The sequence below is a fragment of the Noviherbaspirillum saxi genome (assembly GCF_003591035.1).
Classification (GTDB): domain Bacteria; phylum Pseudomonadota; class Gammaproteobacteria; order Burkholderiales; family Burkholderiaceae_D; genus Noviherbaspirillum; species Noviherbaspirillum saxi.
In genome coordinates this window covers 1,187,895-1,211,267 of record NZ_QYUO01000003.1, presented here as the reverse complement: position 1 = coordinate 1,211,267, position 23,373 = coordinate 1,187,895, and the positions used below count along the sequence as shown (strand labels likewise).

At 57.5% G+C, this 23,373-nt stretch carries 22 protein-coding genes and 1 pseudogene; 12 read left to right on the top strand and 11 right to left on the bottom strand.

Features of this window, described 5'->3' with window-relative positions; all coding sequences use genetic code 11:
• The first annotated feature begins 74 nt into the window (after window positions 1-74).
• The 6 genes from D3871_RS28570 to D3871_RS28545 all read left to right on the top strand — a co-directional run bounded on the left by D3871_RS28570 (window position 75) and on the right by D3871_RS28545 (window position 5,273).
• Window positions 75-1,454: a DUF1329 domain-containing protein gene (locus D3871_RS28570; RefSeq protein WP_119772479.1), complete on the top strand. Its 1,380-nt coding sequence runs from the start codon at window positions 75-77 to the stop codon at window positions 1,452-1,454.
• Between the two features lie 67 nt (window positions 1,455-1,521).
• Window positions 1,522-2,304, top strand: coding sequence for a 2-oxopent-4-enoate hydratase (gene dmpE / locus D3871_RS28565; protein WP_119772478.1), 783 nt, complete (start codon window positions 1,522-1,524; stop codon window positions 2,302-2,304).
• Window positions 2,305-2,336: 32 nt separating this feature from the next.
• Complete coding sequence (locus D3871_RS28560; RefSeq protein WP_119772476.1) at window positions 2,337-3,218, top strand: acetaldehyde dehydrogenase (acetylating); 882 nt, start codon at window positions 2,337-2,339, stop codon at window positions 3,216-3,218.
• A 20-nt stretch (window positions 3,219-3,238) separates the two neighbouring features.
• Window positions 3,239-4,273: a 4-hydroxy-2-oxovalerate aldolase gene (gene dmpG / locus D3871_RS28555; protein ID WP_119772474.1), complete on the top strand. Its 1,035-nt coding sequence runs from the start codon at window positions 3,239-3,241 to the stop codon at window positions 4,271-4,273.
• Complete coding sequence (locus D3871_RS28550) at window positions 4,273-4,566, top strand: DUF2164 domain-containing protein (RefSeq protein WP_119772472.1); 294 nt, start codon at window positions 4,273-4,275, stop codon at window positions 4,564-4,566. Before dmpG ends, D3871_RS28550 begins: the two co-directional genes overlap by 1 nt.
• On the top strand, window positions 4,563-5,273 hold the full coding sequence (locus D3871_RS28545) for a TetR/AcrR family transcriptional regulator (protein ID WP_119772470.1): 711 nt from the start codon (window positions 4,563-4,565) through the stop codon (window positions 5,271-5,273). Before D3871_RS28550 ends, D3871_RS28545 begins: the two co-directional genes overlap by 4 nt.
• A 92-nt stretch (window positions 5,274-5,365) precedes the next feature.
• On the opposite strand, the gene D3871_RS28540 is transcribed toward D3871_RS28545, so the two are convergent.
• From D3871_RS28540 to D3871_RS28510, 7 genes and pseudogenes are all read right to left on the bottom strand, one after another.
• Window positions 5,366-6,217, bottom strand: coding sequence for an acid phosphatase (locus D3871_RS28540; protein WP_119772468.1), 852 nt, complete (start codon window positions 6,215-6,217; stop codon window positions 5,366-5,368).
• Between the two features lie 183 nt (window positions 6,218-6,400).
• Window positions 6,401-7,501: an NAD(P)-dependent alcohol dehydrogenase gene (locus tag D3871_RS28535; RefSeq protein ID WP_119772467.1), complete on the bottom strand. Its 1,101-nt coding sequence runs from the start codon at window positions 7,499-7,501 to the stop codon at window positions 6,401-6,403.
• 61 nt (window positions 7,502-7,562) lie between these two features.
• Window positions 7,563-9,086 (bottom strand): class I adenylate-forming enzyme family protein, encoded by a 1,524-nt coding sequence (locus D3871_RS28530; RefSeq protein WP_119772465.1) that lies wholly within the window; start codon window positions 9,084-9,086, stop codon window positions 7,563-7,565.
• A gap of 19 nt (window positions 9,087-9,105) precedes the next feature.
• The gene (locus D3871_RS28525) at window positions 9,106-10,527 is read right to left on the bottom strand and encodes an aldehyde dehydrogenase family protein (RefSeq protein ID WP_119772463.1); all 1,422 of its coding nucleotides are present in this window, start codon (window positions 10,525-10,527) and stop codon (window positions 9,106-9,108) included.
• Between the two features lie 268 nt (window positions 10,528-10,795).
• Window positions 10,796-12,727, bottom strand: coding sequence for a sigma-54-dependent Fis family transcriptional regulator (locus D3871_RS28520; RefSeq protein ID WP_158598111.1), 1,932 nt, complete (start codon window positions 12,725-12,727; stop codon window positions 10,796-10,798).
• A 250-nt stretch (window positions 12,728-12,977) separates the two neighbouring features.
• Window positions 12,978-13,217: pseudogene (locus D3871_RS30665) on the bottom strand (DDE-type integrase/transposase/recombinase); the annotation flags it as partial.
• Entirely contained in the window at window positions 13,216-14,301 is a 1,086-nt protein-coding gene (locus tag D3871_RS28510; RefSeq protein ID WP_119771405.1) for an IS630 family transposase, read from the bottom strand. The pseudogene D3871_RS30665 and the gene D3871_RS28510, both read right to left, overlap by 2 nt.
• Window positions 14,302-14,444: 143 nt before the next feature.
• Here D3871_RS28510 and D3871_RS31835 point away from each other — a divergent pair.
• Window positions 14,445-15,211 (top strand): IS5 family transposase gene (locus D3871_RS31835; RefSeq protein WP_119772460.1). Its coding sequence is split into 2 segments (ribosomal slippage): window positions 14,445-14,808 and window positions 14,808-15,211, totalling 768 coding nucleotides; the frame shifts between segments, so codons are not numbered across the junction.
• Between the two features lie 60 nt (window positions 15,212-15,271).
• Window positions 15,272-15,622, top strand: a complete 351-nt coding sequence (locus tag D3871_RS28500; protein WP_147376938.1) for a hypothetical protein — start codon at window positions 15,272-15,274, stop codon at window positions 15,620-15,622.
• Between the two features lie 25 nt (window positions 15,623-15,647).
• Here D3871_RS28500 and D3871_RS28495 read toward each other — a convergent pair whose 3' ends face one another.
• Entirely contained in the window at window positions 15,648-16,604 is a 957-nt protein-coding gene (locus tag D3871_RS28495) for a LysR family transcriptional regulator (RefSeq protein WP_119772456.1), read from the bottom strand.
• A 281-nt stretch (window positions 16,605-16,885) separates the two neighbouring features.
• Between D3871_RS28495 and D3871_RS28490 the strand changes: the two genes are divergently transcribed.
• The 4 genes from D3871_RS28490 (at window position 16,886) to D3871_RS28475 (ending at window position 19,927) form a co-directional block, all read left to right on the top strand.
• Entirely contained in the window at window positions 16,886-17,884 is a 999-nt protein-coding gene (locus D3871_RS28490; RefSeq protein ID WP_119772454.1) for a Bug family tripartite tricarboxylate transporter substrate binding protein, read from the top strand.
• 98 nt (window positions 17,885-17,982) lie between these two features.
• Window positions 17,983-18,474, top strand: a complete 492-nt coding sequence (locus tag D3871_RS28485) for a MaoC family dehydratase (protein WP_119772453.1) — start codon at window positions 17,983-17,985, stop codon at window positions 18,472-18,474.
• 20 nt (window positions 18,475-18,494) lie between these two features.
• Window positions 18,495-18,917, top strand: coding sequence for a PaaI family thioesterase (locus tag D3871_RS28480; protein WP_119772451.1), 423 nt, complete (start codon window positions 18,495-18,497; stop codon window positions 18,915-18,917).
• Window positions 18,918-18,982: 65 nt separating this feature from the next.
• Complete coding sequence (locus tag D3871_RS28475; protein ID WP_119772449.1) at window positions 18,983-19,927, top strand: LysR substrate-binding domain-containing protein; 945 nt, start codon at window positions 18,983-18,985, stop codon at window positions 19,925-19,927.
• Window positions 19,928-20,104: 177 nt separating this feature from the next.
• Here D3871_RS28475 and D3871_RS28470 read toward each other — a convergent pair whose 3' ends face one another.
• From D3871_RS28470 to D3871_RS28460, 3 genes are read right to left on the bottom strand one after another with little or no spacing between them, the layout of a single operon-like run.
• Entirely contained in the window at window positions 20,105-20,887 is a 783-nt protein-coding gene (locus D3871_RS28470) for an enoyl-CoA hydratase (RefSeq protein WP_119772447.1), read from the bottom strand.
• Between the two features lie 11 nt (window positions 20,888-20,898).
• Entirely contained in the window at window positions 20,899-21,870 is a 972-nt protein-coding gene (locus D3871_RS28465; RefSeq protein WP_119772445.1) for a Bug family tripartite tricarboxylate transporter substrate binding protein, read from the bottom strand.
• A gap of 45 nt (window positions 21,871-21,915) precedes the next feature.
• On the bottom strand, window positions 21,916-23,091 hold the full coding sequence (locus D3871_RS28460; protein WP_119772443.1) for a CaiB/BaiF CoA transferase family protein: 1,176 nt from the start codon (window positions 23,089-23,091) through the stop codon (window positions 21,916-21,918).
• Window positions 23,092-23,373: the final 282 nt, after the last annotated feature.

Here is a 23,373-nt window from a genome sequence, read left to right as displayed (position 1 = left end):
CTGCTATCGAACAAAAGAGTCAGGTGCGCTGCGCTGCACGCGCAAGTCCACCACATTCAAAAGGAAGCGGTTCTATGAAACGATTGCTGTACAAACTCGCCTTGCCCGCGATGACGGCCACTGCACTGGCGGCGGCCATGCCTGCCATGGCAAAGCTGAATGCGGACGAAATCAACACCTTGGGCACGACGCTCACGCCAATCGGCGCGGAACGCGAAGGCAACAAGGACGGCAGTATCCCGCCGTATTCCGGAAAATGGCTGGGCACGCCGCCTGGCGTCAGCTATGGCGGCACCGGCAAACACGCGCCGGACCCTTATGCAAATGAAAAACCGCTGTTCGTGATCACCGCAAAAAACATGGCGCAATATGCCGATCGTTTGAGCGAAGGACAAAAGGCCCTGTTCAAGAAATATCCGGACACGTTCCGCATGCCGGTGTATCCGAGTCATCGCGACTTCCGCTATGCCGACAAGGTGCATGCGAATATGAAGGAGAATGCAGCGCAGGCGGAAGTAATCGATGGCGGCGCCGGCGTCAAGGGTGTGTACGGCGGTCCAGCATTTCCGATTCCGAAGAATGGACTGGAATTGGTCTGGAACATGCTGTCGTCGCCGAAAGCATCCAATGAAGTAGCGATCTACGACCAGGCTGTGGTCTACCCCGACGGCAACATCGCATGGGGACGCGTCGATTACAAAATGTTATCGGCGGTGGATAATCAAAAAGTCAACCGCAAGGATTGGAACGGCACCGCAATCTTCTTCAATACCGGCACGCTGCTGCCGGAGCGCGAGAAAGGAACGATCATCGTCGGCTACGACCATTGGGAGTTTGCCAGCCGCCCGCGCCAGGCATGGCAATACAATCCGGGGACGCGCCGTGTGCGGCAATTGCCGAGCTTCGGCTTCGACATGCCGCAAGGCCCGGGTGGTTTCCGCACCGTTGACGATGACCGTCTGTTCAATGGCTCGCCGGAACGCTATGACTGGAAGATCGTGGGCAAGCGCGAGATCTATATTCCGTATCACGCTTACAAACTCAACGATCCCAAGATCAAGTATGCGGACATGCTGACCAAGGGGCATATGAATCCCGAACTGATGCGCTACGAGTTGCATCGGGTGTGGGTGCTGGAAGCAAACCTGAAGCAGGGCGTGCGCCATCAGTATGCGAAGCGCGTGTACTACGCCGACGAAGATAGCTGGAACGCGGTGATGGTGGATAACTATGACGCGCGTGGCCAGTTGTGGCGTCAGGGAACGATGAATTTCTATTATGCGTATGAGCTGCAAGGCTATCATGCCGGTGTCGCGCTATATCACGACCTGCAGTCGGGTACCTATATGGCCGACCGACTGGTCAACGAGCAAAAGAATGCGCCGCGCATCAACACCGGCGAGCTGGAGCCGTCGCAGTTCACGCCGGATGCTGCACGCCAAAAAGGACTTTGATCTTGCACCAGGACACCGTCTTTGCGGTGTCTGCTACCACAGCGCATAAGCGCACGGGATATACATGATGAATGACGCAGCACTGGATCACATCGGCGATGCCTTATACGAAGCATGGAGTTCACGCCGGGTAATGACACCGATTAGCGGCAGCATGCCGGACCTTACGATCGACCATGCCTACCGGATTCAACAGCGCATGGTGGCACGCCGCATTGCGCAAGGGGAGCATGTGATCGGCAAAAAGATCGGCGTAACCAGCAAAGTGGTGCAGCAAATGCTGAACGTCCATCAGCCCGACTTCGGCATTCTGCTGTCCGGCATGCAGTATGAAGACGGCGCCGAGATTCCGATGGAGTCGCTGATCCAGCCCCGTGCCGAAGGTGAGATTGCATTTTTCCTGAAGGAAGATCTGTGCGGGCCGGGAGTCACCATCACACAGGTGATGGATGCGACCAAGGAAGTGGCCGCCTGTTTTGAAATCGTCGATTCGCGTATCCGGGACTGGAATATCCGGATCCAGGACACCGTTGCCGACAATGCGTCCTGCGGCGTGTTTGTGATCGGCAAGGACCGCGTCGATGCGCAGACGATCGATCTCGCGGTATGCGGCATGGTGATCGAGAAGAACGGTGAAGTCGTCGCTACCGGTGCCGGCGCGGCAGCGCTCGGTCATCCGGCGAATGCGGTTGCATGGCTGGCCAACGAACTCGGTGCACGCGGCATCCCGTTGAAGGCTGGCGAACCGATCCTGTCCGGATCGCTGGCGCCGCTGATTCCGGTCACGGCAGGCGATTCCCTGCGGATGCGCATCGGCGGTATCGGCGCATGCAGCGTGTCGTTCAAATGAATAGGTATTCACAGAACCGGGATGAAAAACCAATGAAGAAAATCAAATGTGCATTGATCGGCTCGGGAAATATCGGGACCGATCTGTTATACAAGCTGCGCCGCAGCGAATGGCTTGAACCGGCCTGGATGGTCGGTATCGACGCGGATTCCGAAGGATTGGCGCGCGCAAGGGAAATGGGCCTGCTGACTACCGCCGATGGCGTCGATGGCTTGCTGCCGCATGTGAAAAGGGATGATATCCGTATCGCCTTCGATGCGACGTCAGCTTATGTCCACGCCGAAAACTCACGCAAGCTGAACGAACTTGGCGTGCTGATGCTCGACCTGACGCCGGCGGCGATCGGGCCGTATTGTGTACCGAGCGTTAACCTGCCGGAAGATGTCACCGGTATTAACAATCTCAATATGGTGACTTGCGGCGGACAGGCGACGATTCCGATGGTGCATGCGGTATCACGGGTGCAGCCGGTTGCGTACGGCGAGATTGTTGCCACCGTGTCCTCGCGCTCGGTCGGTCCTGGCACACGCAAGAACATCGATGAATTCACACGTACCACCGCCGGCGCGATCGAACGTGTCGGCGGTGCGCAAAAGGGCAAGGCCATTATCGTGATCAATCCGGCGGAACCGCCGATCGTCATGCGTGACACCATTCACTGCCTGACCGTGGACGAACCGGACCAGGAAGCAATCACAGCATCGGTGCACCGCATGATCGCATCGGTGCAGCAGTATGTACCCGGCTATACGTTGAGGAACGGTCCGGTATTCGACGGCAAGCGGGTATCCATCTATGTCGAGGTGCTTGGACTTGGCGACTATCTGCCGACATACGCCGGCAACCTTGACATCATGACAGCGGCCGCAACACGGACTGCCGAACTGTTTGCCCAGAAGCTGCATGCCGCGTAAACATCAGAAAGGAAAGAAACATGGAAAACAATTTGCGCGGAACGAAAATCCTGTTGCATGACATGTCATTGCGCGACGGCATGCATCCGAAGCGGCACCAGATCACCCTCAAGCAAATGCAGGATATCGCCACCGGCCTGGACCGCGCCGGCGTGCCACTGATCGAAGTCACGCACGGCGATGGACTGGGCGGCGCATCGGTGAACTACGGTTTTCCCGCGCATAGCGACGAGGAATACCTGCGCGGCGTGATTCCTCTGTTGAAGAACGCACGTGCTTCGGCCTTGCTGTTGCCAGGAATCGGGACCATCGACCACTTACATATGGCGCATGACTGCGGCGTTGCGACTATTCGTGTCGCCACCCATTGCACCGAAGCGGACGTGTCTGAACAGCACATCGGCCTGGCACGCAAACTGGGGCTGGATACCGTCGGCTTTTTGATGATGGCGCATATGGCGGAGCCTGAAAAGCTGCTGGAACAGGCGCGCCTGATGGAATCCTACGGCGCCAACTGCATTTATGCGACCGACTCCGCCGGCTACATGCTGCCAGAGCATATACGCGCACGCATCGGTTTGCTGCGCGAAAAATTGAAGCCGGAAACCGAGATCGGTTTCCACGGCCATCATAATCTGGCGATGGGTGTTGCCAACTCGCTGGTCGCCATTGAATATGGCGCGCGCCGCATCGATGCGGCCGCTGCAGGCCTCGGCGCCGGCGCCGGAAATACGCCGATGGAAGTGTTGGTCGCCGTATGCGCCCGCATGGGCATCGAAACCGGCGTCGACGTATTCGGCATTTCCGATGTCGCGGAAGACCTGGTGGTGCCGATCATGGACCATCCTATCCGTATCGACCGCGATGCGCTGACGCTTGGTTATGCGGGCGTGTATTCGTCGTTTCTTTTGTTTGCCAAACGAGCGGAAGCCAAGTACGGCATCTCCGCGCGCGAAATCCTGGTCGAGCTAGGCAGGCGCGGCATGGTAGGCGGGCAAGAAGACATGATCGAGGATACGGCGCTGACGATGGCGCGTGAACGCAAGGCAGCTTGATGGATATCGGCAAACTGCCCAAGGATGCGCAGCAGCAAATGGCGGACTCGATCCAGCGCTACTGGCGCGAGAACATGGACGATCCTATTGGCGACCTGAAGGCAGGCTTGCTGCTGCAATTCATTCTGGATGAGATTGCGCCTAGTATCTACAACCTGGCGATTCGCGATGCGCAGGCTTATTTGCAAGAGAAGATTATCGATCTGGAAGTGAACTGCTTCGAGCCCGAGTTCGAGCATTGGCGCAAGAACGTCGGCAACCGGGTAGGGCGCAAGAGTTCCAGTACGGCATGAATTCAAAAGTCTACTCAGAGAAGCTTCCAACCAAAGGCGAAGCGACCAGCGCACTGATCCTCCGGTGCGCACTTTCAATGGCCCGGCGCACGGGCCTGGAAGGACTGACAATCGGCGCCATTGCCGATGAAATGAAAATGAGCAAGACCGGTGTTTTCGCACGCTTTGGCTCACGCGAAAAACTGTTGATAGAAGCGCTAAAACTGTACCGTGTGCAATTTGAACGGGCAGTGTTTCATCCAGGCCTGGAGGAACACGCGGGCTTGCCGCGGCTGACAGAAGTTTTCATGCGCTGGGTGCAGTTTGAAGCCGATGATTCCGGCATCGGAAGTATCTATATCAGCGCTGCGGCCGAATACGAGAATCGCTCCGGCGCCGTTCGGGATGTGCTGGTAGCGATGATCAAGGATTGGCAAGCATGGCTGCTGCATTACATAAAGACGGCTATCGAGCTTGGTCATTTACCCGCGAAGCTCGATGCGGAAATGCTGGTGTACGAGATCTACGGACTCATTCTCGGGCTGCACCATGACATGCGTCTGCTGAAGCTTCCCGGAAGCGCACAGCGTGCAATGCGGTCATTTAATCGCTTGCTGGAAGCCGGTGGCGGCGCTCAGCCTGGATCTATAGAAGCGCCGCATCCTAAATGGTGGACAGTGCATGTTCATTGGGCCTCGCTTCGGGAGCAGCGGCATCGTGCTCATTGATGCCGTTACGAGCGGGGCGTCCATCCACTGGTCGGCGCCAGCACTCCACACTGTCAACGGCACGGAGGAACGTGCCGCTGACAGCGTCAGGCTCATGGCTCCAGCTTGCTCGTTGTCGTCAGCGCAGCCGCTTCCGTCGCACAGTCGCTCGTGGGTTTACTGCCCGCAGCACGGGCCTTTGCGATCTCGCCGCGTGCGGCCTCGAGTTGCGCCATGAACTGTGGGTTGTTGTGCAATTTCACCACCATGGCGGCGCCAATCATGCGGCCGGCCACGATGTCGCTCTTCCAATGCGCGCCGCAGATCGCCCGGCTCTGTCCATAGGCACGCCCGCGCTGAAGCAGGGCATCGCGGCGGTCGGGCGCGATCTCGGCCAGAACGAGCGCCTGGGCCCAGCCAGCGGACGAGTGGCCCGACGGGTACGAACCGTCCTTCGTCAGAACATGCTCTTCGTCAGGCGTGCAGCTGTGCCCTTTGAACGCCATGAAGGGGCGGGTGCGCTTGTAGTGGTCCTTCGCGCCGAAAGTCGCGGTGCCCGCATCGGTCAGCACGCGGCGCAACAGGATGTTCACGTGCGGCGTGGCTTCTTCCGAGATCGGGATGCCCAGTGCGCAGGAGAAGGGGGTTTCTTCGGCCTTCGCAAAGCTGAGTTTCGCGTCTCTCGTGGCGATCGCGTCACGTGGTGTGCCCCGCAGCGCGATAAACCTGTGGTAAGCCGCGACATCGTCGGCCATAGCGGGCGAGCCTTCGGCAGGCGGTGCAGGCAGCAGGGCGAGGCTGTCCACCCAGTCGCTCTTCTGAAGGTAGCCATTGACCAGGCGATAGCCCGAGCCATGGAGCCTCTCGCCGACTGCCGCGGGGGACGTTGGTGGGGGGGGCGTTGTGGTGCAGGCGCTTGCCAGCACCGCCGTAGCCAGAATCGCTGCAGACTGGAAAAATTGCATGAAGTTCTCCTTTGGTTAGTTTGACCTGACGGCCAGTTCGGTATTTAGCATGGCCATGCCAACAAGGGAATGCCCTTGTTCGGCGGCCAGAAGAGTCGGTTTAAGCACCGGTGCCCCGGGCAAGTGCAATGCTCACTGAACAATTGATGGACACATGGTGAACATCAATTGTTCACCGGAGCTTCATGGTGTGACAATCGCTTTCAAGACATCGCCCCGTTCCGAGTCCTCCACTGCCTTGTTGAGCTCAGACAGAGGGTAGAACTTGATCAGCTTGTCGAATGGAAACCGTCCCTGTTTCCACAATTCGACCAGTTGCGGTATGAAGATGTCAGGAATACTGTCTCCCTCGATGATGCCTCGCACCGTCCGCCCAAACAGAACCGCATTCATGTCCAGCGAAAACTCGGTTCCCAATGGAGAAACTCCAATTACACCGCAGATGCCCGTCAGACGAAGGCTGTCCACCGCCTGCCGCACGACCTTCGGCAGGCCGGTGCATTCGAGCGCGAATTGCACGCCATCCCCCGTGACCGACGCAATCTCTTTCGCAATGTCCTGCGTGCCGCCGTTGATCGTGTGCGTGGCGCCAAGCTCCCGAGCCAACGTCAGGCGTTTCTCATTCAGGTCGACCACTACGATCGTCGTGCATCCGACCACCTTCGCGGCCATGACCGCCGCCAGGCCCACCGACCCTGCGCCAAACACGGCAATGCTGCTACCCGCGCCGGGCTTCAAGGCATTGATGACCGCACCCGCTCCGGTTTGAATGCCGCAGCCGAGCGGGCCCATCATTTCGATGGGAACGTCGTTTCGAATCTTGACGACGTTGCGCTGCGATGCCAGTGCGTGATCGCCGAACGACGACTGCGCGAAAAAGTAGCCGCTCACCCGCTCTCCGGACTTGGTGCAGCACGGAGACGAGCCATCGGGGCGCGCCCCGGTGAAGTTGCGGCCGTACAGGTCCGGGCAGTAGCCGAACAAGCCCTTCTGACAGTTGGCACACATGCCGCAGCTTGCGTAGGTGAGCACCACATGGTCGCCAGGAGCCACCTTGGTCACCTTTGCGCCGACCTTGACGACCACTCCAGCGCCTTCGTGCCCAAGCACTGCGGGAAGCGGCGTCGGGAAGTACTGATCGCGAACGACGAGGTCGGTATGGCACACGCCCGTCCCGTGAATCTTGACCAGCACCTCGTCATCGCGAGGATCGTCGAGCTCAATGGTCTCGATATGGAACGGGCCGGATTTTTCTCTGACAACTGCAGCTTGAATGGAAGGCATTGCGTTCTCTCCTGTTGGAAGTTTTGGGTTTTCTAAGTTTTTCGAATGGGGCCATCACTCGTCAGCGCTCATCGAGCGTGTGCAACTCGCGGCGAAGAATTTTTCCGCTGCTCGTCTTGGGCAGGTCGGCTACGATCTGGAAGGCCCTGGGCACCTTGTAGGCCGCCAGGTGTTCGCGGCAATGCGTTTCGAGCGCGACCAAATCCAGGAGCGCGCCTTGGCGCGGAACGACATAGGCCTTTGCCAGTTCTCCCTTGTTCTCGTCGGCCATGCTGCCTACCGCGACCATCGCCACGTCGGGACGTTGTGCAATCACCCGTTCGATTTCGGCCGGGTAAATATTGAACCCCGCCGTGATGATCATGTCCTTTAGGCGATCGACGATATAGATATAGCCTTCGTCGTCCATCCGCGCGAGGTCGCCCGTGTGCAGCCACCCATCGGGCTCCAAAGCTTGCTTCGTTGCTTCAGGGCGGCCAAGGTACTCGCGCATCGTCATTGCGCCGCGGATCTGCAGTTCTCCGATTTCACCGGAGGCCACAGCCCGGTGGGGGTCATCAGGCGCAGCGATCCGCGCCTCCAGGTGCGGCAAGGCAATGCCAATGGACCCCAGTCTGTGGGAGCCGTACAAGCTGTGCGTGGTGCCCAGTCCGCCCAACTCCGTCATGCCCCACAACTCGATAAGGGGGCATCCAAACGCATCCTCGACCTGGCGCATCTTCGCTTCGGGCATCGTTTGCCCACCCACCGTGCAACGCGTCAGGGAAGACATGTTGAACTCCCGCAGGCGAGGTGAATTCAGCATGTACATGTACATGGTGGGAACGCCCTCCAGCATTGTTGCACGGTGGTCCTGGACGCTTTGCAAGACACGCTCCACATCGAATGTCCGGTGCAGCACCAAGGTCATGCCATAAGCCATCGCCGCGTTCATGACGATGTTGCCATAGACGTGAGAAAGAGGCAGCGCACTGACCACCGTATCACTGGCCGTGCGAACGTGCATGGTCGCCGTCATCGCCGTGTTCATCAGGATCGCCCGGTGAGAAATCACCGCGCCCTTGGGGTGCCCGGTGGTGCCGGATGTATAGGCCACCGTGCTTGTCTGCGATGGTTCAATCGCAGGGGCCTGAAAGTCGCTTCTCGCTGATGCCAGCAAGCCGTGAAAGTCCAGGGCCCCCTTCGCGTTCGCCCCCTCATAGGCAATGGTGTGACGCAAGCGCGTTTGACCGAGGAGCGGAGTCAGTGCAGCAATCTTCTCTGCCGTGCCAACGACCGCCACGGCACCACAGTCACCCATGGCGAACGCCGCCTCCTGTGGCGTGAGCATGAGGTTAAGCGGATTGACGATCGCCCCCATTCTTAGCACGGCGTAGTAGGAAATGATCCATTCGGGGCAATTGGGCGAATACAAGGCCACCGTGTCGCCGGCCTTGATGCCAAGTGCTTGAAGGTGCCACGCAAACTTTGACGAGGCGTGCTCGATTTCACGAAACGACCAGGTTTTCCCCTCGAAGATCAAAGCCGTCTTGTCCCCAAAACGACCGGCTGCTCCGACGATCAATTCTCCAATGGATGCTTTCATGGAAATTCTCCCTTGTCGGTCAGGCCAGGGCCTTGCGCATCATCGTCTGTGTGTTCGCATACTCGGCGAGCCCATGAAGTGAGTTCTCGATGCCAACGCCAGACTGCTTGTGCCCACCGAAAGCGATGTTCGGAGCGAAAGTGTGTATCTGGTTGATCCAGACAGTTCCGGCCTCAATGCGTTGCGCAATCTTTTCAGCCTTCACCGTATCTTGCCCCCACACGGATGCTGCCAGACCATAGATGGTGGCATTGGCGCGGGCCACTACTTCATCGATATCACGGTACTTCAACAGCGGCAGCACGGGGCCGAATGCCTCTTCCACAACGCAGCGCGAATCTTCGGGCGGATTGTCGATCAGCGTCACCGGAATGAAGTACCCCGGTGTGCCGTGAGACACCTCGCCGCCCAGCAGGAACTTGAGGCCACGGTCCTTGCAATCTTGCAGCAGATTGCAGACCTTTTCGTATTGCATCTTGTTTTGCAGCGGCCCGAGTTCCACCCCTACGTCAATGCCATTTCCCACCTTCACGGTCTTTGCGTACGCCACCAGTTCTCGTGCCACGTCATCGTATACGTCTTCGTGGATATACAGGCGCTTGCAAGCCACGCAAAACTGCGAGCTGTTGGCAAACGATGCCCAGAAGAGATCCTTGGCAATCTTCTTGGGATCGACATCGGGCAACACGATTGCGGGATCGTTACCGCCGAGTTCCAGGGTCACGCGCTTGAGGTTGATCGATGCGCTTTGCATGACCTTCTTGCCGGTATCGGTGGAGCCGGTGAATGCAATCTTTCCGATGTCGGGGTGCTCCGTCATCCATTGGCCCAGCTCGTTGCCGCCCGAAACCACGTTCAAGACGCCTGGCGGCAAGACGGACTGGGCAAGCTCGCCGAACCACAGCGTGCACAGCGGCGTGTAGGGCGAGGGCTTGACCACCATCGTGTTGCCGGCCACCAGGGCGGGGGCAATTTTCCACACGGCCAAGAGCAGCGGGAAGTTCCACGGTGTGATAGCGCCGATCACACCAATCGGTGTGTAGCGCGTGATGATGCGGTTGCCGTCTTTGTCTTCAACGACTTCCTCTTGCAGCGACTGCTTGGCGATCTCACGAAGCCAGTGAATCGACCCGCCTATTTCCCATTCAGCGGCTGCACGTCCCTTGCCCTGTTCCGTTATGAGCAGACGGATGAACGCCTCGTAGTTGTGCTCGATGACGTCGCCGAGCTTGCTCACCATCTGCTGGCGTTCCCGCAGGTCGGTGACCCTCCAACCAAGGAAGGCGCGGTGGGAGCTTTCGACGGCGGCGTCAAGCTGCTTGCGGGTGCCGAGCGGGTAGTCGCAGATCGGTGTCTCAGTGGCCGGGTTGATTGCGGTAGCGACTTCGGTAGCGAACACGCGCTGGCCATCGATTGTCATTGCATAGGGAATATTGCTCATTGCTGTCTCCTGCTGGTTGTTGGGTCACATGCCCGGGAGCAGACAATATGCAAGATACAGACCAGTCAGGGAATTCCCGGTTTAATTCGCCTCCGCAGGCGGCCGATTCCGCTGTGAGTCACTGGGCAATGATGGCTAAGTATTCGTTTTTGGCAAGAGGCCCTCATAGGCTGCTGATTGTTCAGCGCAGCCGTAGATGTCCAGTTTTAGAACGATTCGATGAGCAATTCCATGTTCAGTTACTGTACAAAAGGCTGAGCATTGCGCTTCAGTGGCCACGGTATTTGTAGAGCGTCGTGCGCGAAATACCCAAGGCCTTTGCTGCAGCGCTGATGTTGCCATCGTGCTCAGCCAGCGCCCGCATGATCCATTCACGATGCACCACATCGCGCGACTGGATCGGATTACTGTTGTGCGCATCGTGGCTGGAGGAGGCCTGCGTGACAACTTCTTTCGCGGATTTTGCCGCGCCTCCGGTGGCACGAAGCTCCTCGGGCAACATGTAGACGCTGATCTCCCCGCCTGGTCCTGCCAGCAAACTGGCCACGTGCAATGCATGCCGAAGTTGGCGCAGGTTTCCCGGCCACGTGTAGGCTTGCAGAAGACGGCGTACGTCGCCTGGCAAACGCGCCGGCCGACCATCGATGGCGGTCTCGTCCACGCATTCGTCAATGAGGGCGTCGAAATCCTGACGCTCACGCAGCGCGGGCAGACGGGCCTTGAGGCCGTTCAAACGGAAATAGAGATCCTCACGAAACTTTCCCGCGGAAACCAGTTCTGCCAGCTCCCGATGCGTTGCTGACACGACGAGGACGTCCAGTTTCAGCTCTTTCGATGCCCCGAGCCTGGTCACGCTTCGTTCCTGGAGGACGCGCAGCAACCGGGTCTGCAAAGTGGCAGACATGTCGCCAATTTCATCCAGAAACAGCGTTCCGCCGTGAGCCTGCTCCAGCTGCCCGCTAGCACCACCCTTGCGACTTCCGGTGTACGCCCCTTCGACATGCCCGAACAGTTCTGCCTCCGCGACGCCTTCGGCCAGTGCAGCGCAGTTGATCGCCACAAACGGCTTGCCAGGCCGATGCGTCTCATGCAGCGCTCGGGCAAACCATTCCTTGCCAGTGCCCGTTTCACCCTGTAACAGGACCGGAAGTCCGTGGGCGAAGACGCGACTGGCTCGCTCGAATTCCGTCTGCCATTGGGGATCCGGGCCGCGTAATTGTTGCCGCGCGCTGCTTGACCCGCGCTTTGAAGCACCAGACAGGGCTTTGACATCGCAATAAAACTGCGCCCCATTGACGGCATGGATGGACCCGGGCATAGTCGCGCCAATCCCACGCTCCCGCGGCGCCCGGATGTCCCGCAGACGTTGCAGCGATTCCTGATCGAACACTTGGCTCAAGTGCAGGGCTGAACGCAAATCGGTGCCTTGGATTCCCAGCATGTCCGCCGCCGCGCGGTTCGCGGACATCACAACGCCGTCTTCCCGGGCCAGCACCAAACCCTGTACAGGCGTCCCAATGAAGCGCGGGTCTTCGTGCAATGAAATCAAAAATCCGGTCTTCGCTTGTTCATACATGCGTGATTCGATCGACAGGGCCGCCATACGCACACGATTGAAAACGCGAGCATCTCTCGGCGCATCGAAACCGGTGACATCCAACACCCCCGCAAGTTGCCCATTCAGGTCGAAGATGGGCGCGGCCGCGCAGGAGAAACGATGCAATTCGTCGAGAAAGTGCTCACCCCCACGGACTTCAATGGCAGCCGGCTCCCGGGTCACGATCGCGGGGGCATTCGTGCCAATCTCGCGTTCGAGCAAGCGGCGCCCGCAACGCAGCGGAAGCCGGAGCTCCCGGGGCGCAAGCTCGTGATGACCGATGGAATGCACGATCGTGCCATCGGTGTTCGTGAGCAGAATCACCCAATGCGGCGACCTCATCGAACGCCACAGCGCCTCCAGATCACCCATCGCCAGTTCAATCAGTGCGTGGTGCGCTTCCCGTATCCGGGACATCTCCTCGTAGCTGACGGCATGATGAAACAGCGCTTGATCGTCCGGCCGCATTCCGGCCGCCCGTGTCCGCTCCCAGGAACGTTGCAGGTGGGCCGGCAGTACACCGTCGGGCAGAGGGGCATCCTCCGCCAATGCGCGTCGAGCCAATTGCAAGCTTTGAATGGGACTGGGTGAGATCGCTGCCATAAGAATTCCCTTGGAGAAATATTCCAAATAATGCCGATCTCGCGTACACCGGAGCATGTTGTCACTATTCGGCACATTGGTGCTACCGATATTCGGCATAACGGCGCCACTTTGAAGAGGCCGATTTCGGGGCTCGAACGAGGGTGAAGAATGCGGGATTTTTCGTGTTTTTGCAACCGCGTTTTCGGGCCGTTTTGCCGGGCCGTCCGGATTGCGTTTAGCGCACGCGCATCGCGCGGTTGATGTGGATTTATTTCTGCTGGAGAGGGGGCAAGCGAAGCGCACGGCTTGCCCACATAGAGGCGGCGCACTTGAACTGTTTGAAACCAAGCATGGTCACAATGCGCAACTTCACGTTCCGGTGGTCCTGCTCGACCATGTTATTCAGGTATTTCGACGACCGTAGCTTGGTCTTTTCCAGCATGGGATTCTCTGCTGCGAGTTCGCGTACTGCCCGGTGGGAGGCAGCATAACCATCAAGCGTAATGCTAGTGTAGTGCTTCGTTTTTCTTTGAACCAAGGCGGCGGTTGGCGCGAATGACTTTTTGCAGGATGTCATTGGACTTGGCAGTCCAGACGAAGGGTTTGGGATTTTCATTATGCACAGCGATGTACTCGTCAATGGCGGCAATCAGTTCGGGCACGCTCCTGAACACGCCGCGCTCCAGACGATCGGTCGACAGGCTGCGGAAGAAGCGTTCGACCATGTTGAGCCAGGAGGCGGAGGTGGGAGTGAAGTGCAGATGGAAGCGCGGATGCTTCTCCAGCCACGCCCGCACGGTGGGATGCTTGTGGGTGGCATAGTTGTCGCAGATCAGATGCAGTTCCTTTTCCTTCGGCGTTTCCCGATCGATTTGACGCAGGAAGTCCAGCCACTCGCCATGGCGATGCCGTTGCGCGCAGCGCGAGATGACGGCGCCGTCGAGCGTGCACATTGCCGCAAACAACGTGGTCGTGCCATGCCGCTTGTAATCGTGGGTCATCGTCGCGGCTTTGCCTTTTTTCAACGGCAGTCCCGGCTGCGTGCGATCGAGCGCCTGCACCTGGCTTTTTTCGTCGCAGCACAACACCAGCGCATGCTCCGGCGGACTGAGGTACAACCCGACGATGTCTTCCAGCTTCTCCGCGAATCTCGGGTCGCGGGAAACCTTGAACGTGGCGACCAGATGCGGCTTGAGGCCATGGGCTTTCCATGCCTTGTGGACCGTCGTGTCGGATATGCCCATCTCCGCCGCGAGGGTGCGCGTGCTCCAGTGCGTCGCGCCTTTCGGCGCCGTCTGCGTGGTCAGGCGCACGATCTCGGCGGCGTCAATCCGCCGTTTGCGCCCGCTGCGCGGCAGGTCGCCGTCAATGGCGGCGACGCCGCCTTGCGCGAACCGGCGACGCCACGCGATGACTTGGCCCCGACTGATTTCCATGCGCCGGGCGATTTCATGATTGCCCACGCCGTCAGCCGCCAGCAAAACGATTCGTGCGCGCCGGGCAGCCCGCGCATCGATCGTCTGCGACCTCACGCGGCGCTCCAGTTCACTGCGCTGTTCACCGCTCAACTTGATCGTCGTGGCCTCGTTCATCATTCGCTCCGCTCAAAGAATGATGTTATGGCAACGCGCAGGGAACATAGTTCAATGATTTCGAAAGCACTACACTAGATAGTGTCGTCACGAGATTCAATAAATTTGCGATAATGAAGCGTTTCAACGGTGCAGGATCTTGAATGACTATCGCAGCCCATCGCCGCCATGACCTGTCCGATCGTGTGTGGGAATTGCTCGAACCGCGTTTGCCTGGGCGGGAAGGTGCCTGGGGAGGGAAAGCGCGAGACAACCGGCAATTCATCAATGCCGTCTTTTGGATTTTGCGCACAGGAGCGCCTTGGCGGGATCTTCCGTCGGATTACGGGGACTGGAAGAACACCCATCGGCGCTTTTGCCGGTGGCGCGACCGGGGGGTGTGGGAAGGATTGCTGGAAGCACTGATCACCGAACCTGACTTTGAATGGCTGATGATCGATGCCAGTCACATCAAGGTGCATGCGCACGCCGCGGGAGCCCGGGGCGGCAATCAGGACATAGGGCGCACAAAAGGGGGCTCAACACCAAGATACATTTGGCCGTGGATGCGCATGGTATGCCGGTCAGAGTGCTTGTTACATCAGGTTCCATTGCAGATTGCACACAGGCTGGAAAACTGATTGAGGGCATGGATGCCGGGCATCTGCTGGCCGACAAGGGTTACGACAGCGATGCCATTGTGGAGCAAGCACGCGGCCAGGGGATGCAAGCCCAGATCCCGCCGCGCAAGAATCGGAAAGCGCAGCGGCAGTATGACAAGGATCTCTACAGGTTACGGCACTTGGTGGAAAACGCTTTTCTCCATCTCAAGCGCTGGCGTGGCGTCGCCACGCGCTATGCCAAGAACGCGGCCTCGTTTCTAGCCGCTGTCCATATTCGTTGCCTTGCCTTATGGATGGAAATCTTGTGACGACACTATCTAATGCTATGCCGGATTATTTTCCCGGAAAGCCCAGCCTTTGGGGATAGATTGAGCCATCTCAACTACCGACTGCGAGATCTCTGGTCCTACATCGAAGGCAACAAGAACTCCGTGATTGCTTATGCAAGGCGGAAGAGGGAAGACAAGCCGGTTTCAACGGCCAAGGCGGAATCGCCAGTCAACCAGGTCGTCAATGCACGCATGTGCAAACGACAGCAGATGCGTTGGACGCCGCGTGGAGTACAACTGCTTGCCCAAGTCCGGTGTGCGGTAATCAATGGTGATCTCTCGCAGAATCTTGCTGCATACAACAATAAGATGAGCGAGTTGCCGGAGCATATAAGTCGTTTTCTGGAGCTTCTTTGCGCAGGGGTGGAAAGGAAACCCCTGCCTTTTTAACACTCCCCATCGGACGTCGCCACGACTAGTGCGACTTAAAACCCGTTGGCCATTCCCCTGACCGAATCATCTCCGTTGCTGTGCTTATAATCAGCTCCTGAACGAGTGCGGTGGCAATCGACAGTGGCGCAGTCGCAGAGCGACAAAGGTAGACGGGTCGGAACAGGCGTTCATCACTGATCCGCAGTACCTCTATTCGGCCGGCAGCATGCTCGGCAGCGACAGAAGCATATGACACAATCGTGGACCCTAATCCTTGCGCGGCAAGCTCGATTAGCTGAGGGATGGTATTGACTTCCGCGACTACCGGGAGCGTAAGGGAATGCCTCATCAGCGATTGATCAATACAGTTGCGCAGGCTGTGCGCAGCCGTCGGCAAGATCATCGGGAAGCGCAACAACTCTTTCAACCTGACCTGTCTGCGCCTAGCGGCGTCGCTGCCCAGCGCCGCCCGTCGTTGCGATGACGAAGTGACGAGAACTAGCTCTTCGTCCACGAGATGCGTGTATCGAATACCAGTCGCTTCCTCGCTATTGAAGGTAAGACCCAGATCGAGACGGCCGTTGACAAGGTGTTCAGGAATATAGCCCGTACTCATCTCAATCATCTGGAACTGGATCTTTGGCCAGCGACGGAGGATCGCCGAAACGAGCGGGATGGTCAGGATCTTACTCATCGAATGCGAAAGACCAAGGGCCACGCGGCCCGTAGGCTCGTTGACCGCTTCACGTACATCCTCATACGCGACATCGACACGTTTGAGGATGTCAATGATATGGACTAGAAAGCGCTGACCGGCAGCCGTCGGCGTTACCCCTTTGGTGGTGCGTTCAAATAGTTGCGCACCAAGATGTTCTTCAATGTTCTTAATCTGAAGACTAAGTGCCGGCTGTGCAATATGCAGATGCTCGGCGGCCCGTGAAATCGAGCCGGCGGATGCCACCGCCACAAAACTTCGCATGCTTCGTAGATCGATTGCCATGGCTGTTTTTGCAATAAAAGTCGCAGCGGAGTTTGGCTGCTATATGGTTTGTATTATACATGGCATCAAAAATCAGTCTTGGACATATGGCCCGTTAAACCTGATGATAGTCGTCGCAATGCCCATTCTTCATCTGGCCAGTCCCAAGGGCATCAGGACTTGAAGGGCGGGCCGATCAGAAAGCGCGGCGGTCCGTTTAACGCACAGATGAACGTGAGGCGTCACTTGCGGCAATCGGCAGCTTTGCAAGGCCATTTGAATTCCCCATTGGAGAAATAGGAATGACAAAATTACATATCCGGAGACTCATGCGTCTTGTTTTGCCCGTTGCTTTCTTTGCTGGCGTCACGATTGCCTCTGCGCACGCTCAAGCGCCGGCCACGTATCCAAATAAAGTGATCAAGATGATGGTCGGCTTCCCCGCCGGCCAAGCAACCGACTTGGTTGCGCGGCTGCTGGCGGAACGCATGAGTGCTGCGTTTGGGCAACCGGTAATTATCGAGAATCGCCCAGGACAGGGCGGCACCATCGCGCTGAATGCACTGGCGCGTTCGGCACCCGACGGTCATTCCATGATCCTCGCAGCGTCCGGCGGCTTGGTGACCAACCCCCATCTGTTCAAGGAATTCCCGTTCAATCCACTGCAAGATTTCGAACCGATCTCACTAGTTGCTGAAGTGCCGCTGGCTCTGGTTGTCAATCCGAGCAAGCCGTTCAACGACATCAAATCGCTGGTAAATAGCGCGAAGAGCAATCCCGGCAAGTTGAATCACGCTTCAACTGGTAACGGCACCAGTTCTCATCTGGCAATGGAAGCTTTAAAACAGGAGACCAAGATCGACCTGGTCCATGTGCCTTACCCTGGCAGTGTAAAGGCACTTACCGACCTGGTTGCCGGAAATGTGGACGTGATGTTTGATAACGTGGCTGTAACTCAGCAGTTAATCAACGCTGGGAAGTTGAAAATACTGGCAGTTGGATCGCGTAAACGTTTGGAACAATTCCCCAACACGCCGACACTCGCCGAGTCCGGCTTTCCCACGATTCCAGCCGGCTTTTGGATCGGGATGCTTTTCCCGAAGGGCACGCCTGCCGCTGTTGTCAACAAAGTCAATGCTCAGCTTGCGAAGGACCTGGCCCATCCCGTTCTGCAAAAAAAGCTACTCGAAATGGGCATCATTCCTCACCCAACCAGTCCGCAAGAATTCGCCAGGTTTATCAAGGATGAACATACGCGTATGGGTAAGGTAGTGAAGGAATCCCAAATCACGGTTGAATAAGTCCTAGCGCTGCAAACGAAAGATGGGTTCTGTAAGCGGCTTGCATATTGCGATAGAGCTCATCACTCCTCCAATTCATTTCAGCTTCTGCGAAGAACATGACAGATAAAACAACATTCGATCCGCTCAACTTTCAGATGTGTGAGCAACGTTACTTCGACGACTTTGTTGTGGGAGAAGTCTTCCGCCTTCCGTCACGCACGATGACCGACGCGATGTTCGCGGCGTTTCAACTTGCCAGCGGCGACAATCATCCGATCCACTACGACGTTGAATACTGTCGTGCATTAGGCATGCCGCACATGCTGGCTCACGGCTTTCAAATAGCGATCCAGACCGCAGCGGGCGCCGGCCTTTTCCCGCACATGACGGAAGCATCGCTCAAGGCATTCATCGAACAATCAAGTCGCTTCCTAAAGCCGGTGTATGTAGGCGACACGCTGTACTCGGCACTAGAAGTCGCAGAGTTGGTTCCAGGCAGAACCACGGGAGTGCTCACGATGAAATCCACAGTACACAATCAGAAGGGTGAACTGGTGATGGATGGAACGCAGAAATACTTGTTGCGGCGTAAAGTAGCGGCAACATAAATCCAAGAAAAGGCTACTCAATGGACGCTATCGTTACGGCTGATGTGCCTCCCGGCTATACGCCATTCGTACCTGCAAGTCCTTTCATGTCCGTCATGGGGCCGCTGTACCAGCGGCCGGGGCAGGATAACGCGACCGTGCTTGCCCTACGTGTGAGCTCCATTCATACGAATATGCACGGCATCGCGCACGGCGGCATGCTGGCGACGCTGGCCGACAATGCATTAGGCTTTAACGTCTCCGGCGCTGGCCAGCATCCTATCGTCACTGTCCATATGTCCCTCGATTTCTTGGCCCCAGCTCATGCCGGGGACTGGCTGGAGGCCCATGTCTCGGTGCAAAAGCGAGGGGGAAAGCTTTCGTTTGCCGAATGTCGTCTCATGGTAGACGGATGCTGTATCCTGAAGGCAAGCGGAGTGTTCTCGGCACGAAAACGTCCTTAAGTCTCGTACGCATCAAACTGTTACACTCACCTTTGGCCTCGCATTTCTCACTGTCACAGGGCCCTATGCGATACGAACTCACCGATCTCAGGCTCTTCCTTGCCATTGCGGAAGCGCGAAATCTTTCGGCAGGTGCATCAAGCCTGCATATCACAGCGTCCTCGGCTAGCTATAGGCTGAAGAACCTCGAGCAGGCAATAGGCACACAACTTTTTCTGAGGACTGCGCGCGGAATGGATTTGACGCCTGCAGGCGAGACACTTGCTCGCCACGTGCGGGGACTGTTGCTGGGCGTCGAGAGGATGCACGACGAGGTAGGCCGCTATTCCGCCGGTTTAAAGGGGCAAATTCGCCTTCTTGCCAACAGCAGTTCACTGAACGGCTTCATTATTCCCGCCGTCAGTGGATTTCTGATTGGCAATCCCAATGTCAATATTGATCTCGACGAACGTGCGAGCAAAGTCATTCCGGCCGCAATCGCTGCAGGCGAAGCAGACATCGGAATTTTGGCAGGTGCGGTGGAAGCGGATGGAGTAGAGGTTGTCCGCTATGCAACAGACGTACTCATTCTCGTGCTGCCGACTGGACATCCCTTGTGCCGGGAGAAGGTAATTCGGTTTGCGGCGGCCCTAGACTTTGATTTTGTATCGATGGACAGAACCAGCAGTAATTACCTGTTCCTTCAAGAGGTCGCACAGCGAGCAGGTAAACACCCCAACGTACGCATTCACGCACACAGTTTTGACGCGGTTCTGACACTGGTCTCGGAAGGAGTCGGAATCGCCCTGGTACCCCAAAGCGTAGCCATTGAGGCACTGCGTGCAAAGAGGGTGGCACAGGTGCGGTTGAATGAGCCATGGGCACTGCGTGAACTCAACCTGATTCTTCAGGCTGGTCAACAGCTTCCATCTTACACAGCCGCCTTGGTCCAGTTCCTGTTGAATGATCCGCGTGTGTGTGAGACGCGCGAATCAATTCATTCCGGGTTCCCGGCTTCACTAGACACTTAGTGTCCTGTTTCCTAAATTCGTTGAATAAAAGACGACGACAATTGCGCCGATACTGCGTCAAAAATGCGCGCAAGGCCTCGGCCTTGCTGTGCTTTTTTCCTTGTCTCGACACAATTTCGCCGCTTTTATTTTCAACGAATTAACGGAACAGGACACATAGCTTGCCAGCATACTCAGTTACGCCCGTGCCGCCTTTCTGTCAAGGAACTCCTGCATGTAGCGTTGCGGCTCTCCAGTTTTGAATGCTGCGCCGAACTCCTTGACGCTGGCCTCAATCGAGACGTCGGGAAGCTGGTCCTCCCATTCCCTCAAGAGTCGTTTTTGCTGCTTCAGTACCTCGGGGCCGATCTCAGCGAGCCGAGCAGCAGTATGGGCCACTGCCGCGTCCAGTTCGGTGTCGGGGACGACTTTGTGCACCAAGCCCCAGTCAAGTGCAGTGGAGGCGTCAATGTTCTCGCCAGTAAGTAACAGCCAAGTCGCGCGCGCGCCACCAATTAACCTGGGAATAAGCGACGCATGGATGACAGACGGGATGCCAACTTTCACCTCTGGCATGCCGAACATCGCGCTCCTGGTTGCGATCCGCAGATCGCAAGCCATCGCCACTTCCAGACCCCCTCCCAGCGTCCAACCGGGCATGCGCGCCACGACGGGTACTGGAAAACGGCGCAAGCCGTCGCACATGTCGCGCAGGTTGCTGATGAAACGCTCCCCGCTCTCCTGGGTCAAACCGGCCATCTCATTAATATCGGCACCGGCGATCAAGCCTCGGTCACCGGTGCCGCGCAGTACCAACACCCGCACGTCGGCATTGGACCGGAGCGCCGTGAGTTGTGCGGTGACATCCTGAATGACCGCGGTGCTCAGAATGTTCAAGACGCCGGCATTGGTAATGGTCAGGGTCGCAACCCCATCTTCAATCGACACGGACGCGTGCCTGGTTCTTTCCTGTTGAGTCATTGGATCTCCACTCAGAGTTTCTCGAATTTGATGTCCTGCACGACTTTCTTCCAGTGTTCGTTTGCTGACTTGATCAGGCCAGTGAACTCGGCGCGCGTCGTGTAGCCGGGGATTGCGCCTTGCTTCTCGATAGCGGCGACGACATCCGGACTGGCCAGCGCTTCACGCATGGCGCTGTTGAGCTTTTCGAGGATGGGCTCCGGCGTGCCAGCGGGCGCGCCGATGCCAAACCAGGAAGGATTGTTCATGACCTTTACTCCAGCCTCTGCATATGTCGGCACATCCGGCAGAATAGCCAGGCGCTTTTTGGCAGCTACCGCAAGCGGTCGGATTTTTCCTGCCTTGATCAGGCTTGCCGACGAGGGAATATTGTCAAAGACCACATGAACCTGGCCGGCCATCAAGTCAGTCAACGCCGGGCCAAGTCCCTTGTAGGGGACATGCAACATGGAGGTCCCGGTTGCGGTCAGGAACAATTCGCCATTCATGTGGCTTAGTCCGCCGTTTCCAGAGGAGCCAAACGAATACTTCTTTGGATTCGCCTTCAGTTCCTTGATGAGACCTGCCACATCAGTGGCGGGTACGGAAGGATTGGTGACCAACACATTTGGCACGTCTGCCAGATTGCTAATCGGTGCAAAATCCTTCACCGGATCATACGGGCTCTTTTCGTAGACCTGAGGGTTCACCGCGTGTGAGCTTTCGACCAGCATCACCAAGGTGTAGCCGTCTGCGGGTTGCCTTGCGGCGTAAGAGCTGCCGACACTGCCTCCGGCGCCAGGACGGTTCTCAATAATGAACTGCTGCTTCATTACCGTGCCGAGTTTGGCGCCGACGATACGTGCGATGACGTCAGTAGTGCCACCAGGCGCGTAGGGCACGATAATGCGTACAGTTTTGTCCGGATAGCCGTCGGCCAGAACACCGGTGGAAACAGTGCCTAAGGCTACGGCGGTTGCAAGGACTAGAAGCGGCTTTTTCAAGGGGGGTCTCCTTCAGGCTCTGGAATGAGCAGGTAAGTGGGTTAATCAGTCATGTACAGGGGCGTACTTGCATGAATGTTCGCCAAGCCGTGGCGGTGCGGGCGTAGCGATCTCCCGCTCGTCTTCGTTGCTCAGCATTGGATTCCGGACCATGGGTACAGGGCCAAAGTCGGGATGCGCAACGTGTTGCATCAACTTGCGGTGCCTCACTTGCGGGTTCGCAAAGACCTGCTCGAGCGTATTAATTGGCCCCCAAGGAACACCCGCCGCGTCGAGTGCGGCAGCCCAGTCATCCCTCGTGCGTGTCACGAACACTTCGGTCAACATCTTCCGGAGTTCAGGAAGATTGGAGATTCTGTTGGAGTTGGTGGCAAATCGGGGATCATCTGACCAAGCCGGAACGCCGGCAACTTCGCAAAAGCGCTGGAATTGGGAGTCGTTGCCGACGGCAAGGATCATGTGACCGTCTGCGCAACGGAAGACTTCATACGGCGCACAGTTGGGATGCGCGTTGCCTGACCGTTCTGGATTCGCACCAGACACCAGATAGTTCGCCCCTTGGTTGGCGTTGAGCGCAACCGCTACATCAAGTAGCGCAAGGTCAATGTATGTGCCTCTGTTAGTACGTTCACGCTGGAAAAGGGCGGCAAGGACGGCCGAAGTCGCGTACATCCCGGTGCAGAGGTCGACGACAGCGACTCCCGTCCGCAGCGGCCCCGCGCCCGACATACGGTCCGCGTGGCCTGTATAACTCATGAGGCCACCCATCCCCTGGAACACATAGTCATAGCCCGGTTTTTCAGACATCGGGCCATCCTGGCCAAAGCCGGTGATCGAGATATAGACAAGCCGAGGATTTTCTTGTGACAGCGTCTTATAGTCCAGTCCATAACGTGCCAGAGTGGCTGGCTTGTAGTTTTCGACCAGGACATCCGCATCCTTCGCAAGACTGATGATGAGATTTTTACCTTCAGGGGTAGAGAAGTCGGCGCAAACGGAATGTTTGCCCCGGTTGCAACTCATGAAGTACGACGACATATTTTGTCCGCCACGGCCTTCGAGGTACGGTGGTCCCCATCCTCGGGTGTCGTCGCCGCGTTGCGGATGTTCGATCTTGATGACCTCTGCGCCGAGGTCTGCGAGATTCTGCGTACACCAAGGTCCAGCCAGGATGCGCGATAAATCAAGTACCTTGATTCCGGTAAGGGCGTTTTTGAGCATGTCATCTCCAGTGCTGATGGTGCCGAGTATAGACAGCACGGGCCTGCAAGCCTATTTCAATGTTTCGAAGCGGCTTTTCGAATAAGGCGAACGGAGGGCATGTACACGGCCGAATTTTGAGCAACTGTCTGGCCGGGTTTATCAACGATCAGCGTTTGAGCGGTTCGAGGAGGGCGACTCGTTGCGGGTTGCTATTCTGACCAGAACCCCCGGCAATTATTGCGCGGGCGGGGATGTGGTAAGTTGTGTCTACGAATCAGCTGCGCGATCAGCCTGCCGCAG

Bases quoted from the DNA above. Each gene is read 5' to 3' on its own strand.
- D3871_RS28485 (WP_119772453.1), top strand. From the start codon at position 17,983: ATGACAGATAAAACAACATTCGATCCGCTCAACTTTCAGATGTGTGAG.
- D3871_RS28510 (WP_119771405.1), bottom strand. From the start codon at position 14,301: ATGAACGAGGCCACGACGATCAAGTTGAGCGGTGAACAGCGCAGTGAA.
- D3871_RS28530 (WP_119772465.1), bottom strand. From the start codon at position 9,086: ATGAAAGCATCCATTGGAGAATTGATCGTCGGAGCAGCCGGTCGTTTT.
- D3871_RS28480 (WP_119772451.1), top strand. From the start codon at position 18,495: ATGGACGCTATCGTTACGGCTGATGTGCCTCCCGGCTATACGCCATTC.
- D3871_RS28540 (WP_119772468.1), bottom strand. From the start codon at position 6,217: ATGCAATTTTTCCAGTCTGCAGCGATTCTGGCTACGGCGGTGCTGGCA.
- D3871_RS28470 (WP_119772447.1), bottom strand. From the start codon at position 20,887: ATGACTCAACAGGAAAGAACCAGGCACGCGTCCGTGTCGATTGAAGAT.
- dmpG (WP_119772474.1), top strand. From the start codon at position 3,239: ATGGAAAACAATTTGCGCGGAACGAAAATCCTGTTGCATGACATGTCA.
- D3871_RS28545 (WP_119772470.1), top strand. From the start codon at position 4,563: ATGAATTCAAAAGTCTACTCAGAGAAGCTTCCAACCAAAGGCGAAGCG.
- D3871_RS28460 (WP_119772443.1), bottom strand. From the start codon at position 23,091: ATGCTCAAAAACGCCCTTACCGGAATCAAGGTACTTGATTTATCGCGC.
- D3871_RS28475 (WP_119772449.1), top strand. From the start codon at position 18,983: ATGCGATACGAACTCACCGATCTCAGGCTCTTCCTTGCCATTGCGGAA.
- D3871_RS28535 (WP_119772467.1), bottom strand. From the start codon at position 7,501: ATGCCTTCCATTCAAGCTGCAGTTGTCAGAGAAAAATCCGGCCCGTTC.
- D3871_RS28520 (WP_158598111.1), bottom strand. From the start codon at position 12,727: ATGGCAGCGATCTCACCCAGTCCCATTCAAAGCTTGCAATTGGCTCGA.
- dmpE (WP_119772478.1), top strand. From the start codon at position 1,522: ATGAATGACGCAGCACTGGATCACATCGGCGATGCCTTATACGAAGCA.
- D3871_RS28560 (WP_119772476.1), top strand. From the start codon at position 2,337: ATGAAGAAAATCAAATGTGCATTGATCGGCTCGGGAAATATCGGGACC.
- D3871_RS28495 (WP_119772456.1), bottom strand. From the start codon at position 16,604: ATGGCAATCGATCTACGAAGCATGCGAAGTTTTGTGGCGGTGGCATCC.
- D3871_RS28570 (WP_119772479.1), top strand. From the start codon at position 75: ATGAAACGATTGCTGTACAAACTCGCCTTGCCCGCGATGACGGCCACT.
- D3871_RS28550 (WP_119772472.1), top strand. From the start codon at position 4,273: ATGGATATCGGCAAACTGCCCAAGGATGCGCAGCAGCAAATGGCGGAC.
- D3871_RS28525 (WP_119772463.1), bottom strand. From the start codon at position 10,527: ATGAGCAATATTCCCTATGCAATGACAATCGATGGCCAGCGCGTGTTC.
- D3871_RS28490 (WP_119772454.1), top strand. From the start codon at position 16,886: ATGACAAAATTACATATCCGGAGACTCATGCGTCTTGTTTTGCCCGTT.